A 12447-nucleotide genomic window follows, 5' to 3' on the forward strand; every position below is an offset into this window, starting at 1 on the left:
ATGGATTATTCGGTAAAGGACTTTTATATTCCGACTATCACCTATTTTGACAGCGGAAACAAGTTGACCGGAAGCCGGAATGGAATGAATTATAAAATGACTCCCCAGAAAGAGGAGAAAGAAATCCGGGTTCAGATCTGGTATGGAGAATGGAATCTGGAACACAGTGACCTGATTGCTTCCAGATTGTTTCCGATGACACAGGAAAGCATGGCGGCAATTGAACAGTGGCTGTACGAACAGTATGATGTTTATTTGGAAACACCACAGGCATCAGAATACCGCAAAAAGCAGAAAAAAAGGGAGGTCTAACAATGAAAAAATTTTATCGGACCCCAAGACTCCTGCTTTTGCCGGCAGAAACATCCCTTGCAAAAGGGATTGCAGAATATTATCTTCGAAATCGGGAGTTTCTGCGTGCCTTTGAACCGCAGCGAGACGAAAGCTTTTTTACAGAAGAGACACAAAGAGAACTTTTGATTCAGGAAGAAGAAAATATCTGCAAAGCGGTTGGTTTTCGCTTTTATCTGGCACCCGCTTTACAGCCGGAAAAGATTATCGGAAAGATTGCACTTAACAATGTGGTGTGGGGATGCTTTGAGTCCTGCTTTCTGGGATACAGCTTGGACAAGGATTATCTGCGTCAGGGTCTGATGACCGAGGCGGTCAACGAGTGTGTGCGGATTGCCTTTGAGGAGCTGGGACTCCATCGAATCGAAGCAAATGTTATGCCACACAATCAGGCATCGCTGGGTGTTCTGAAAAAATGCGGTTTCTGTGAAGAAGGGCTGGCAAGAAAGTATCTGAAAATCAACGGTGTGTGGGAAGACCACATCCACATGGTAAAGTTAAATGAACCTCAAATAGGATAAAAAAGTAAAAGCTCCCAAAAAGGGAGCTTTTACTTTTTAAAAAGAAAGGATAACGCGGGCACAATAAAGCTGGAGAAAAGGAGAGCGAGGAGAAGTATAAAACGATTGATTGTGCCCACAAGGAGATATCATAATAAGTTAACTGTTTTGAGAAGAAGCTTGAGCCTCAGATTCTGTTGTATTTTCCTGAGTTGAAGCTTCTTCATTATTTTGAGATGGAGGATTTGCGGCAAAGTCTTTTCTTCCGCCGCCACCGCCTTTAAAACCGCCTCCACCAAAGGATTGGGTTCGTTCACTGCCATCCTGCGAGATGCTGGTCAAACCTTCCTGTAAGGTGACGTCGCACAGTTTTGTACCGTCAGAAAGTTCTCCCATTGTAATCAACTGGCTTTCTGAGTTGGTTGTGCCGCCGGTATACAGGGTAAGGGTCTGTGATGCAGTCATGGAATCAGTGCTGATAACAGCGGTCTGATAATCTTTATCCGGCAGCAGAGAGAATATGATCTGGCCGTTCTGGTCACATAAGGTAAGGCGGGTGCCAGCTGATTGGGTTTGATCCCATGTTACCATTAAGACTGCCTGGTCAGAGGAAGAGTCGATGGATTGTGCCATGCCGACGCCACCAAGGGCTGCCAGTGTACCTGCGCTGATTGAGGCATCACCGTCATAATCCAGAGCACTGTCTGCTCCTGAAGTTGGACCAAGTACAATAACGTTACCTCCGCTGATGGTGATATTGCCGTTACTGTCCAGACCATCTCCATCTGCATTCACAGTGAGGCTTCCGCCGCTGATAGTCAGTTGGGTATTTTCTTCTGCCATCATACCCCCACCTCGGTTAAAGTTTTTTTCCTGTGTAGTTTGTGAGGTGCTTTCAGAAGTTGTGTTTTCCTGAGGGGCTGATGCATCCGGTGCAGTCTGCTGAGAAGGATCTGAAGCAGTTGTTTCATCAGTCGATTTCAGCACCAGACCATCTTCTGTCATCTCAAAATCATTTCCGCCGGCAGCATTGACACCATCATCGCTGGCAACAAGCTGAATGGTGCCGCCTGAAATATCAATGATAACAGCTTCCAGACCTTCATAACTTTCGGTGATGTCGATGGTGCCGCCCGAAATGTTCAGATATGCGTCAGCGTGCATTCCATCATCTCCGGTCTGGATCTGGAAGGAACCCTCGTTGATGTTGATTTCATAGTTAGAGTGAAGCGAGTCGTCGGCAGAATCAATGGTAAAGTTGCCGCCGTTTATCGTTATACTGTTGGATGCTTTTATACCTTTTGTGCTGACAGTATTTTCCGTATCATCAATAGAAGCATCATCGAAGTCATCGGGGTCAAAAGCTGGGAATTGAGAAGTGTCGGTGCTTTCTCCAATGGTTAATTCTGCCGGTGTAGAATCTGCATCAGAAGGGATTTCCGGTGGAGTACCATTCTCGTTGGAAGGAGCTTCCGGCGGAGCAGAGCCATCATCCGGTCTGGTCATATCGGTTTGAGACATGTCTGGTCGGGACATTGCGCCTCCCATTCCTCTGCCGCCCATCATATTGCTGGTGTGTTCCGGACCATTTTCTGATCCGCCTCCACTTGTGATGGTAAAGTTGCCATCGTTGATGACAAGATCGGTTTCAGCCTGGATACCATCACCATCCGAGACGATGAGAAAATCACCGCCGTCAATCTGTACCCAGCCTTTTGTACTGTCTTCTGTGTTGCTTGCCTGGATACCGTCCTTTTCCGAAGTCAATGTAAAGTTGCCGGACGAAATGACAACAGAATCTTTTCCGCGCAGAGCATGGCTTTTGGATGTAATCTCGAAAGTACCGCCCGTGATAACAAGGTCATCGTTTCCTGCAATACCGTGTTTATAGTTTCCGGTAATATTAAGCTGACCATCTCCATTGATAATCAGGTCATCCTTGCTGAATAAGGCAGCATCCGGATTGTCTTCGTCGCCAGAGAGATAGGTTTCGGCATCGGACAGACTGTTCTGGCTTCCAGAGGCGAGAGTAACTTTTACTTTATCAGCTTGACGAACCAGAATAGCGCTGCTGTTGGAGCAGGAAATGGATGCACCATCCAGAATCAGCTGAACAGAATCTGTTTTGTCGGCATCGACAACAATCTGGCCATCATCTAACGTACCGCTGATCAGATAACTTCTTTCCTTGGTGATGGTGACAACACTTCCGGAGACCGAAACGCCTGTTCCGTTGGAGGAAGCTCCCGAACCAGAGAGGGTAATGATGGCACAGTTGTTTTCATCATAGCTTGCATCCAGTTCATAGTCAGAATATTCATGAAGTTGGTTGGGATTGTTGGTATTAGAAACGCTCTGTACAGGCTCGCTGACCTCAGTGGAAGAAGTTGTTTCCTCCGAGGTTTGTGTACAGCCGCTGGCAAGCAGTGCAATACACAGGACGAGCAGACAAAGACGATGTTTTAGTTTGTGTATATTCAAAGAGAAAACCTCCTTTTAAAGCTCATCCCGTACTGTTGAAATCTTGCCGCAGACGATGTTTAAGTTACCATTTCGGCAGCGGATGTCATCCAGAAACGCTTTGCTGATCTGTCGATCATTGAGACGAACCAGATAGCATAACTCATACAGACTGCCCATATTGGTGGTTCTGACGCGGAGCAATTCATGCTGAGCAGTATATTTTTGAAACAGATCATCAAAAAGTCCGTCATAATCCAAAGATTCCGGGATGGTAATTTTCAGTTCCCGGTCAACGTAGCGGGGAGATGCAAATTTCGTACTGTACAAAACCAGGTTAGCAATTCCTACGATAATCAGGAACAAAACAGCATAACCGATATATCCCATGCCGGTTGCAAGTCCAAGGGCCATAGCAAAAAACAGGCTGCCGATTTCCCGTGCACTGCCGGGAACCGAACGGAAACGAACCAAGCTGAATGCGCCCATAACGGCGACACCAGCACCAAGATTTCCATTGACCAGCATGATGACAATTTGAACCATCGCAGGAAGCAAAGCCAAAGTAACGACAAAGCTTTTGGTGTACATGTTTTTATAACAGTAGATGCCTGTAGCGGCGATTCCCAGAATCAGGGAAGAAAGAGTACAGAGCAGAATTGCCTGCCAGCTAACTGTGGTGGTGATAACGCTTGCAAAAAGTGTGTTAAGCATAGATTTTGCCTCCGAGAGAGTGAGTTTGATGGATCTTAGGAAAGATATAGTTTTGATAGCAAAAGCCATATTTGGAAAAAGAGGTAGGATAAATTCCCGCCTCGTCTAGGAGAGAAGAAAGCCAGAGCGGCATTGCATTTGGAATTTTGATTTCCATCAGGATGCAGTCCTTCTGGTCACCGCTCAGGAGCGGATAGCCCCAATCGCCGTCTGATAAAGTAAGCTGTGTATTTCGCCAGCGGATATTTTGATCAAAGGTGATGCGGAGATCCGGATTGTCTGGAGAAAACATCGCAATGCGGTCATAGGCTAGAAAAACCTTTGGGGTGGTGTGCCAGTGATGCTGAAACCAGTCGATCTCATGCAGGATCTGACCATCATTGGCAGGACGAAGCTGATTGTAAAGATATCTTTGACACTCACAAAGCTCCATTGAGCAGCGTCTTTTATAAACAACACCTTTGTATTTTTTCTTTAACTCCAGAAAAACCGTGTCCTGTGTATCTTTAGGAATACCATAACTGCGAAGCCGCAGTTTTTCTTTATAGACCGGTTTTTCCAGAGAGGAGCGAATGAGGGAGTAGTCATCCGTGTCAAAATAGATACTGCAAATGGTATGCAGCCCGTATGTATCTACCTGCAGAATCTGATCCAGATGCTTTTTCAAAAAAGAATATTGCATCGGCGAGAGCAGATATTTTTTTTCATATCGTTTAAAAATAGTCTGTATCATAAAACGCCTCCATACGTTTGCTGTTTTGCTCTGGCACAAGAATACAACCAAAGCCTTAAAATAGTCTGAAAAAATGCTTTCAGATTATTTTAAGCTTTACACGGTAAAATATCGAAAAAGGATAGAAAAACAATCTTTGCTTGTGATATCATAAAAACAGAAACGAATCTAGAGGAGCAACAAAGATGATTGTTTTGAGCCGAGCACAGTATGAAGCATATCGGAAGATGTTGAATATTCCTGCTGATACAAAAGAGTGGGGTATGTTAGACTGCTGTTTTGATAGTCCACTTAATCAGGCAGAATTTGTGGTAGATCGTCTCGATGGTCCGAAAAGTGCGGCAATTATTCTGGGAGATTTTGTGTTTTTGTTTGGAGAGAAAAATAGGACATTTTTAACAGAGTTGCTTTCTAAGCGGAAAACTTCCATTTTAATGGCAGAGGAAGAATATCTTCAACTTGCACAGGAAATTTTCCCCAAAACAAAACTCTATTTTCGTTACAAGTTGTCCTTTCAGGGCAGTTTAACACAGCTTACACAATGGACAAAGTCTTTCCCACAAGGGTACTGTCTGGAAGCAATTGACGAAAAATGGTTTGAGGAATGTAAGAAGCAGGAATGGATGAAGGACTTCTGCTCCCAGTTTGGCAGTTTTCAAGAGTACCAGCAGCATGGATTGGGTTTTCTTTTAACCAAAGAAGGACGTGCACTCAGCGGAGCATCTTCTTATCTGATTTCCCGGAAAGGGCTTGCGATACAGGTGCAGACCGCGCCAGAGGAAGAAGGAAAAGGATATGCCACCCTTGTCAGTGCTGCACTGATTGTAAAAGCGCTCGAAGAGGGAAAATACCCAGATTGGGATGCAGATAACGAAACTTCAGCTCATCTTGCTCAAAAGTTGGGGTATTGTCTGGAAAAAAGATATCCGACGGTAATGATAGAAAATGAAATGATATAAAAAATAGTAAGGAGGATTCGATGAAGGTACTGATTGTAGAAGATGAAAAACGACTGGCACAGGCGCTGGGACAGATTATGGAAGAACAAAAATACAGTGTAGATATTGTCTATGATGGGGAAGACGGATTGGATTATGCGCTGAGCGGACAGTATGATGTGATCGTGCTGGATGTAATGCTCCCGAAAAAAGATGGTTTTACTGTTGTCTATGAGCTGCGCAAAGCAAAAATTTCTTCGCCGGTTCTGATGCTGACAGCGCGAGATGAAATTAACGATAAGGTGACGGGACTTGACTGCGGTGCGGATGACTATATGACAAAACCTTTTTCGCCGGAGGAGCTTCTGGCGCGTATCCGAGCACTTTCCCGCAGGCAGGGGGATGTTCAGCTGGAAGACATTACTTGGGCTGACCTTACCTTAAAACTTTCCTCCCGCACCCTGCACTGCGGTACAAAATCGGTCAGCCTGGGCTTTAAGGAATTTGAAGTGCTAAAGATTCTGCTTGCAAATCCAAAAGGAATTGTTTCCAAGGAAGAACTGATCGTCAAGGTGTGGGGAAGCGATTCCAACGCAGAAGATAATAATGTAGAGGCCTATATCTCCTTTTTGCGCAAAAAGTTTTTCTACCTGGGCTCTCATGCAGGGATAGCAACAGTGCGCAAAGTGGGCTATCATCTGGAGGAAAATGCATAAATGACCAAACGTTTGCGAAAAAAATTTATCCTGATCAATATGCTGTTGGTTGGAACAGTACTTCTGGTTGTTTTTGCGGCAATGTGTGTCAGCAACTATCAAAAGCTTGTGATGGACAGCATGAAGGTCATGGAACGATATTTTGATGACGGAGGGAAGAGGCCAGTCCCTAAATTGGATTTTGAACAAAAACGGGAGTGGCGGGATTTTCCTCTTTCACTTTCCTTTTGTGCAGTGGTGGACAGTGATGGAAAACTGGTCTCCTACCAGAGCGACAATCTGAATGTCAGTGAAGAGACAGTTACCCAGGCGGTGAATGCGGCAACGCAAAAAATTGAAGAAAGCGGAGAGAAAAGCGGAACTCTTCCCGGTTTAGGATTGCGATATATGGAAAAGGAACATCAGGGGCAAAGATGGATTGCCTTTGTGGACCGGACACAGGAATATACTTCGATGAAATCCTTCCTGTTTTCTTCTCTGCTGGTTGGAAGCTGTGCACTGGTTGCGTTATTTGTAATCAGTTTTTTCCTTTCCGCGTGGGTTGTACGTCCGGTGGAAAAAGCGTGGGCACAGCAAAAACAGTTTGTGGCAGATGCTTCTCATGAGCTGAAAACGCCGTTGACAGTCATCCTTGCCAATACCGGTATTTTGCTGTCTCACCCACAGGATAGTATTGAGCAGCAAAAACGATGGATTCAGAATACACAGGAAGAAGCTGTCAATATGAAAAAACTGGTGGATGACATGCTGTTTTTGGCAAAAAGCGATGCAGCAGTCTCTCTGGTATACAGTGAAGTAAATTTCAGTGATGTTGTCTGGAGTTCGGTGCTTCCATTTGAGTCAGTAGCCTTTGAGCAGGGCTTGAGTCTGGACAGTGACATTGCCGAAAATATTAATTTTCTGGGCGATGAAGGAAAGCTTCGGGAACTGGTACGGATCTTGTTGGATAACGCCTGCAAATATTGTGCTCCAAAAGGAAAGATCTTTGTTCGCCTGGAACGGGAAGGGGAAAAGGAACGATTTCTGTTAAGTGTTAAAAATACCGTTTCAGAAAAGATGTCCGAACAGGAGTTGGAACGGATGTTTGAGCGGTTTTATCGGGCAGACAAGGCACGAAACCGGGAAAAAGGCGGCTATGGGTTGGGACTTGCAATTGCAAAAAGTATCGTTGATCAGCATCATGGAAAAATCAGCGCTTCCTATCCATCAGAAGATGAGATTGCAGTCAATGTCCAGTTTCGAATGAAAGAACAGAAAAAATAAAAAAGACAGCCGATGATTTTTCATCGGCTGTCTTTTTATGCATAAGACTATTGTTTGTTTTCGTATTTTGGCTCACAGGTGATGTTGACACCCAGACGGCGGAATACCTTTTCGTCCACCTGAGAAAGAATTACCGAAGAATGAACTTCACAGCCACGCAGCTTGTTTAACTGTTCCATAGCAAGCTCTGCAGTCGGGTTGGTTGCAGCGCAGATGGAAAGAGCAATCAGAACTTCGTCAGTGTGCAATCTTGGGTTGCGGTTGCCGAGGTGATCCACTTTCAGATGCTGAATTGGTTCGATAATAACTGGAGAGATCAGATGGATGTCATCACTGATGCCGCCCAGAACTTTCAGTGCATTTAACAAAAGTGCAGAAGAAGCACCCAGCAGATCGGATGTTTTGCCGGTTACGATGGTACCGTCTGGAAGTTCCATTGCAGCTGCCGGAGAACCGGTGAGTGCAGCTTTCTGGAGAGCTGGAGAAACAACCTTACGGTCATGGATGGTGACACCAGCTTTTTTCATCAGAAGTTCGAGCTTGTAGACAATCTCTTCGGTAGCGGTTCCCTGACGCTGAGCGCACAGAGCGGTATAGTAGCGGCGAACGATTTCCTGACGGGAAGCTTCGCTGACAGCTTCATCATCAAAGATACAATTTCCTGCCATGTTTACACCCATGTCGGTTGGAGATTTGTAAGGACATTCACCGACAATCTTGTCAAACATTGCCTTGAGTACCGGGAAGATTTCCACATCGCGGTTATAGTTAACGGTGGTAGTGCCGTAAGCTTCCAGGTGGAATGGGTCAATCATGTTGACATCGTTTAAATCAGCGGTAGCGGCCTCATAAGCGAGGTTAACCGGATGATTGAGCGGGAGGTTCCATACCGGGAAGGTCTCAAATTTTGCATATCCTGCTTTGATTCCACGCTTGTGATCATGATAAAGCTGGGACAGACAGGTTGCCATTTTACCGCTGCCTGGACCAGGAGCAGTTACAACAACCAGCTCACGGGTTGTTTCGATGTATTCGTTTTTGCCATAGCCTTCATCGCTGACAATTTTTGCGATGTTGGATGGATAACCCTCGATTGGATAGTGACGGTATACTTTGACACCCAGTGCTTCCAGACGCTCCTGGAAAGCAAGTGCGACAGCCTGTCCCTGGAAACGGGTCATAACAACACTGCCAACATACAAACCAAATCCGCGGAATACGTCGATCAGGCGAAGAACATCTACATCGTATGTGATGCCAAGGTCGCCGCGGACTTTATTCTTTTCGATGTCATCGGCATTGATGACGATAACAACCTCTACCTGTTCTTTTAATTGAAGCAGCATGCGAAGCTTGCTGTCCGGCTGAAAGCCTGGAAGAACACGGGAAGCGTGGTAATCGTCATAAAGCTTTCCGCCAAACTCCAGATAAAGTTTCCCGCCAAACTGGGAAATTCGCTGGCGTATGTGCTCCGACTGTGTGTGAAGATATTTTTCGTTATCAAATCCAATTTTTTGCATACTTCCACGCCTCACTTTCAAAATTAATTCCTTACCGGAATCATAATCCAGCTATCAATTATACAGGAAGCCAGAGATATTTTCAAGAAAAACGCCCAAACTGAGCCTGCCAAAATTCGGGTCTGTTTTGCGCGTGAAACCGTAAATTTTGCGAAGAGAGTGTTTCACAATCAAAAAACGTCTTTTCTTTCTATTTCGAAAGAAAAGACGTTTGAAAGGAGTTCTAGAATTCCTGAGATTTACATTTTGCAAGACCGATTGCACTGAGAATAACGCCGGTGATGCCGGCAGCAGTGCCAACAATGCCAAGAATTAAACCAGTAATGGAAAGACCTTTCATAAGATACCTCCTAGCAGATTTTTGAAAAGAATCGTAATGTTACTTTTTTCTTATTATAAGAAGAATTTTAAGAAAATACAAGAGGTAGGGGAAAAAGAATCTTATTTTAACAGCATTTCCAGTTCCTCCGCTGTTTTTGGAAAATCACATTCAGACAAAATTCCTTTTCTTTTTAGAATATCCGATACTTTCATTAAGGTTGGCTGTTCCAGATTTGCAGCGGCCAAAAGTTCTTTGTTCGAAAATATTTCCTGAGGAGTTCCATCAGCTAGGACATGGGAATGATTTAAAACGACGATTCGATCTGCCCAGCGATAAGCCTGATCTGCATGATGGGTTGCGATGATGACAGTGATACCGGAATCAGTGAGCTGTTTGAGGATATTATCGATCATGTGGGCATGTTTGGGGTCAAGCGCGGAAAAAGGTTCGTCCAGAATCAGAAGTTCCGGTTCCATCACCAGAATATCCGCGATGGATACCCTCTTTTTCTGCCCACCACTCAAAAAGTGAGTGGGTTTGTCCAGAAAAGGGGTAATGGAGAGAGTGTCACAAATTTGTGTGACACGATTGCGGACAGTGGCTTCGTCCAGCCCCAGATTAAATGGTCCAAATGAAATTTCACCGAGAACACTTGCACAAAAGAGCTGGTTATCCGGTTCCTGAAAGACAATTCCAACCTTTTTTCTCAGGGAAAGTAAGCCTTTCCGCGAGTAGTCAAGCGGCTTACCTTCATATAAAATTTGACCGGAAGTCGGTTTATAGACACCGTTCAGATTCAAAAACAGAGTAGACTTGCCGGAGCCGTTGCTGCCCATAATAGCGAGCCTTTGGTGGCGATAGATGTTGAGGTTAATTTTATCCAGTGCAAGGGTCTGATCTTCATAACGGTAGGAAAGATCCTGTACCTGCATCAAAATTTCTTTCAACGAAAGACCTCCTTATTTAAAATAGAGAAAGAACAGTGCATACGATCAGCCAGATAAAACAGAAAATCCACTCTTGTTTTTTGGCGGGATGATGTTCTTCCAGAACGCGAATTTCTCCATCATATAATCGACTTTCCATTGCATCATAAAGAAGAGAAGATTTTTTTAAGGAACGTACCAACAGTACCGAGAGCATCTGTCCCATTCCGGAAAGCTTGGAACGGAAGCTGTGATTGCCCAGTCTGCAATTTTGGGAGATCTGGATTGCATCGGCAAGATCGAGCAGAATAAAGATAGCGCGATAGATGAGCAGCATCAGCTCAAGCAACAGCCATGGACAGTGCAGTTTTCTCAAAACAGTGAGCAGGTCAGTGATAGGGGTAGTCAGGATGAGAAAATACAGGCAGGATATGCTGGAAAAAGCAACAATCATCAGTTGATACCAGTGGGAAAAGGACGTATGGCTGATACCAAGGTAACCAGAAAAGCAGGGAATAGAAATCAGATCTTGCGGGGAAGAGGAAAAGAAGAACAGAATTGCAACAGAGCTGAGCATCAGAAAAAGAAAAGGTCCGGTGAGAAAACGAAGATATCGCTTTGCAGAGAGGTTAGCAAAGCGCAGTGTACAGACTGCCATACAGCAAAGAATGAGCAGACAGACCAGACTGTGCCGGAACGAAACACAGATGGTAAGGGAGCCTGCGGCAAACAGTGTTTTCAGTGCAGGACTTTTTTGTCGGATCGGAGAAGAATAGGCAAGTTTGTCCAGAAGTATCATAAGTATACCTTTCTGAAAAGGGGCGAAGGCAAAAACTGCCTTCGCCCTGATTGTTTAGTCTTTTTTATATTTTTTGCGTGCAACCAGATAGCCGAATCCAAAGCAGAGGACACCGGAACCAAGTGCTGCCTGCAAACAGAACAGCAGACTTTCGGTTTCACCGCCAGGTGGTTCCAAAATACTTTCTGCCCATGGCTGATAATCTGGATCAATGGCAAGGATTGCTTCTTCCGCAGCCCCGTCTGCACCTCCAAATTCGGAATCCTTGATGCTCAAAAGCGGAAATGCAGCGATGATAACACACAATAACAGTAAAACGGCAATGGTAGCCTTAACGGACTTTGTCATGATTTTTCACCTTCCTGACAGAAATTAATAGTTGGAGTATGCAAGTTCAGAGAGTTCACCGGAAGCGTAGGATTCCAGCGCCAGAATGACAACAACCGACAGTAAACCCTCTACAATAGCAAGAGGAATCTGGGTCACTGCAAAGATTCCCATAAAGGTGGTGATGGAAGCCATGACGCCGCCTTCTGCGGAAGGATGGGCAAGTCCGAGCTGAACACTGGTTACACAATAGGTAAACAGATCACCCAGGCAGGTAGCAAGAAAAACAGAGACGGATTTATTTACTCCGCATTTGCGGCACAGACGATAAACTCCGTAGCTTAAAAATGGACCAGCAATTGCCATAGAGAAGGTGTTGGCACCGAGGGTAGTCAGTCCGCCGTGTGCAAGCAGAAGTGCCTGAAACAGCAAAACGATGATGCCAATGATGCTCATTGCAGCAGGTCCAAAGAGGATAGCGCCCAGTCCGGTTCCGGTCGGATGGGAACTGGAGCCGGTAACACTTGGAATCTTTAATGCGGATAAAACAAATGCATAAGCCCCTGCCATTGCAAGAATCAGGAGTGCTTTACGGTGCTGGGATACCGTTTTTTTGATCGAGATAAATCCCATTGCCAGAAACGGCAGGCACAGAGCACCCCAGGCGATAGCGTGTCCCATTGGAAGATAACCTTCCATGATGTGCATAGCGCTGGCTCCGGTCGGCATGACAAAGAGCATCGCAGCGGCAATGCTGAGGGCGAATAAGCGTTTGTCATTTTTTTTCATGGTAAACCATTCCTTTCCGCACCATTTTGGTGCAGAACCGAAAGCCGGGAAGCATTCGGTTCACAAATTTAAATTGCCCGACAAAATTT

13 protein-coding genes are annotated in these 12447 nt (G+C 45.1%); 5 read left to right on the forward strand and 8 right to left on the reverse strand.

Going from position 1 to position 12447, the window contains the following annotated elements; genetic code table 11:
* Both BQ5375_RS08295 and BQ5375_RS08300 read left to right on the forward strand, forming a co-directional pair.
* The gene (locus tag BQ5375_RS08295) at positions 1 to 312 is read left to right on the forward strand and encodes a hypothetical protein (RefSeq protein WP_022133351.1); all 312 of its coding nucleotides are present in this window, start codon (positions 1 to 3) and stop codon (positions 310 to 312) included.
* A 2-nt stretch (positions 313 to 314) separates the two neighbouring features.
* Positions 315 to 872 carry a GNAT family N-acetyltransferase gene (locus BQ5375_RS08300; protein WP_022133350.1) on the forward strand — a complete coding sequence of 186 codons (558 nt, stop codon included), beginning with the start codon at positions 315 to 317 and terminating at the stop codon, positions 870 to 872.
* A 138-nt stretch (positions 873 to 1010) separates the two neighbouring features.
* Here the strand turns inward: BQ5375_RS08300 and BQ5375_RS08305 are convergent, their stop codons facing one another.
* From BQ5375_RS08305 to BQ5375_RS08315, 3 genes are read right to left on the reverse strand one after another with little or no spacing between them, the layout of a single operon-like run.
* The gene (locus tag BQ5375_RS08305) at positions 1011 to 3332 is read right to left on the reverse strand and encodes a carbohydrate-binding domain-containing protein (protein ID WP_022133349.1); all 2322 of its coding nucleotides are present in this window, start codon (positions 3330 to 3332) and stop codon (positions 1011 to 1013) included.
* A 15-nt stretch (positions 3333 to 3347) separates the two neighbouring features.
* Positions 3348 to 4025 carry a DUF4956 domain-containing protein gene (locus tag BQ5375_RS08310; protein ID WP_022133348.1) on the reverse strand — a complete coding sequence of 226 codons (678 nt, stop codon included), beginning with the start codon at positions 4023 to 4025 and terminating at the stop codon, positions 3348 to 3350.
* A complete protein-coding gene (locus tag BQ5375_RS08315; RefSeq protein ID WP_022133347.1) occupies positions 4018 to 4758 on the reverse strand; it encodes a polyphosphate polymerase domain-containing protein in 741 nt (246 codons plus the stop codon). The genes BQ5375_RS08310 and BQ5375_RS08315 overlap by 8 nt, the downstream gene beginning before the upstream one ends.
* Positions 4759 to 4943: 185 nt before the next feature.
* On the opposite strand from BQ5375_RS08315, the gene BQ5375_RS08320 reads away from it, so the two are divergent.
* From BQ5375_RS08320 to BQ5375_RS08330, 3 genes are read left to right on the forward strand one after another with little or no spacing between them, the layout of a single operon-like run.
* On the forward strand, positions 4944 to 5717 hold the full coding sequence (locus BQ5375_RS08320) for a GNAT family N-acetyltransferase (protein WP_022133346.1): 774 nt from the start codon (positions 4944 to 4946) through the stop codon (positions 5715 to 5717).
* A 20-nt stretch (positions 5718 to 5737) separates the two neighbouring features.
* Entirely contained in the window at positions 5738 to 6412 is a 675-nt protein-coding gene (locus BQ5375_RS08325) for a response regulator transcription factor (RefSeq protein ID WP_022133345.1), read from the forward strand.
* Positions 6413 to 7675, forward strand: coding sequence for a sensor histidine kinase (locus tag BQ5375_RS08330; RefSeq protein WP_022133344.1), 1263 nt, complete (start codon positions 6413 to 6415; stop codon positions 7673 to 7675).
* A 47-nt stretch (positions 7676 to 7722) separates the two neighbouring features.
* Here the strand turns inward: BQ5375_RS08330 and BQ5375_RS08335 are convergent, their stop codons facing one another.
* The 5 genes from BQ5375_RS08335 to BQ5375_RS08355 form a co-directional block, all read right to left on the reverse strand.
* Complete coding sequence (locus BQ5375_RS08335; protein ID WP_022133343.1) at positions 7723 to 9195, reverse strand: DUF1846 domain-containing protein; 1473 nt, start codon at positions 9193 to 9195, stop codon at positions 7723 to 7725.
* 441 nt (positions 9196 to 9636) lie between these two features.
* Complete coding sequence (locus tag BQ5375_RS08340) at positions 9637 to 10464, reverse strand: energy-coupling factor ABC transporter ATP-binding protein (RefSeq protein ID WP_022133341.1); 828 nt, start codon at positions 10462 to 10464, stop codon at positions 9637 to 9639.
* 16 nt (positions 10465 to 10480) lie between these two features.
* Complete coding sequence (gene cbiQ / locus BQ5375_RS08345; protein WP_022133340.1) at positions 10481 to 11242, reverse strand: cobalt ECF transporter T component CbiQ; 762 nt, start codon at positions 11240 to 11242, stop codon at positions 10481 to 10483.
* A 54-nt stretch (positions 11243 to 11296) separates the two neighbouring features.
* On the reverse strand, positions 11297 to 11590 hold the full coding sequence (locus BQ5375_RS08350; RefSeq protein ID WP_022133339.1) for an energy-coupling factor ABC transporter substrate-binding protein: 294 nt from the start codon (positions 11588 to 11590) through the stop codon (positions 11297 to 11299).
* A 24-nt stretch (positions 11591 to 11614) separates the two neighbouring features.
* The gene (locus BQ5375_RS08355) at positions 11615 to 12358 is read right to left on the reverse strand and encodes an energy-coupling factor ABC transporter permease (protein ID WP_022133338.1); all 744 of its coding nucleotides are present in this window, start codon (positions 12356 to 12358) and stop codon (positions 11615 to 11617) included.
* Positions 12359 to 12447: the final 89 nt, after the last annotated feature.

Source organism: Negativibacillus massiliensis, assembly GCF_900148495.1.
In the GTDB taxonomy this organism is placed as follows: domain Bacteria; phylum Bacillota; class Clostridia; order Oscillospirales; family Ruminococcaceae; genus Negativibacillus; species Negativibacillus massiliensis.

What these genes read in the sequence shown, in the direction of transcription:
- BQ5375_RS08295 (WP_022133351.1), top strand. Translation starts at nt 1, where the DNA reads ATGGATTATTCGGTAAAGGACTTTTATATTCCGACTATCACCTATTTT.
- BQ5375_RS08300 (WP_022133350.1), top strand. Translation starts at nt 315, where the DNA reads ATGAAAAAATTTTATCGGACCCCAAGACTCCTGCTTTTGCCGGCAGAA.
- BQ5375_RS08335 (WP_022133343.1), bottom strand. Translation starts at nt 9,195, where the DNA reads ATGCAAAAAATTGGATTTGATAACGAAAAATATCTTCACACACAGTCG.
- BQ5375_RS08355 (WP_022133338.1), bottom strand. Translation starts at nt 12,358, where the DNA reads ATGAAAAAAAATGACAAACGCTTATTCGCCCTCAGCATTGCCGCTGCG.
- BQ5375_RS08325 (WP_022133345.1), top strand. Translation starts at nt 5,738, where the DNA reads ATGAAGGTACTGATTGTAGAAGATGAAAAACGACTGGCACAGGCGCTG.
- BQ5375_RS08315 (WP_022133347.1), bottom strand. Translation starts at nt 4,758, where the DNA reads ATGATACAGACTATTTTTAAACGATATGAAAAAAAATATCTGCTCTCG.
- BQ5375_RS08350 (WP_022133339.1), bottom strand. Translation starts at nt 11,590, where the DNA reads ATGACAAAGTCCGTTAAGGCTACCATTGCCGTTTTACTGTTATTGTGT.
- cbiQ (WP_022133340.1), bottom strand. Translation starts at nt 11,242, where the DNA reads ATGATACTTCTGGACAAACTTGCCTATTCTTCTCCGATCCGACAAAAA.
- BQ5375_RS08330 (WP_022133344.1), top strand. Translation starts at nt 6,413, where the DNA reads ATGACCAAACGTTTGCGAAAAAAATTTATCCTGATCAATATGCTGTTG.
- BQ5375_RS08320 (WP_022133346.1), top strand. Translation starts at nt 4,944, where the DNA reads ATGATTGTTTTGAGCCGAGCACAGTATGAAGCATATCGGAAGATGTTG.
- BQ5375_RS08310 (WP_022133348.1), bottom strand. Translation starts at nt 4,025, where the DNA reads ATGCTTAACACACTTTTTGCAAGCGTTATCACCACCACAGTTAGCTGG.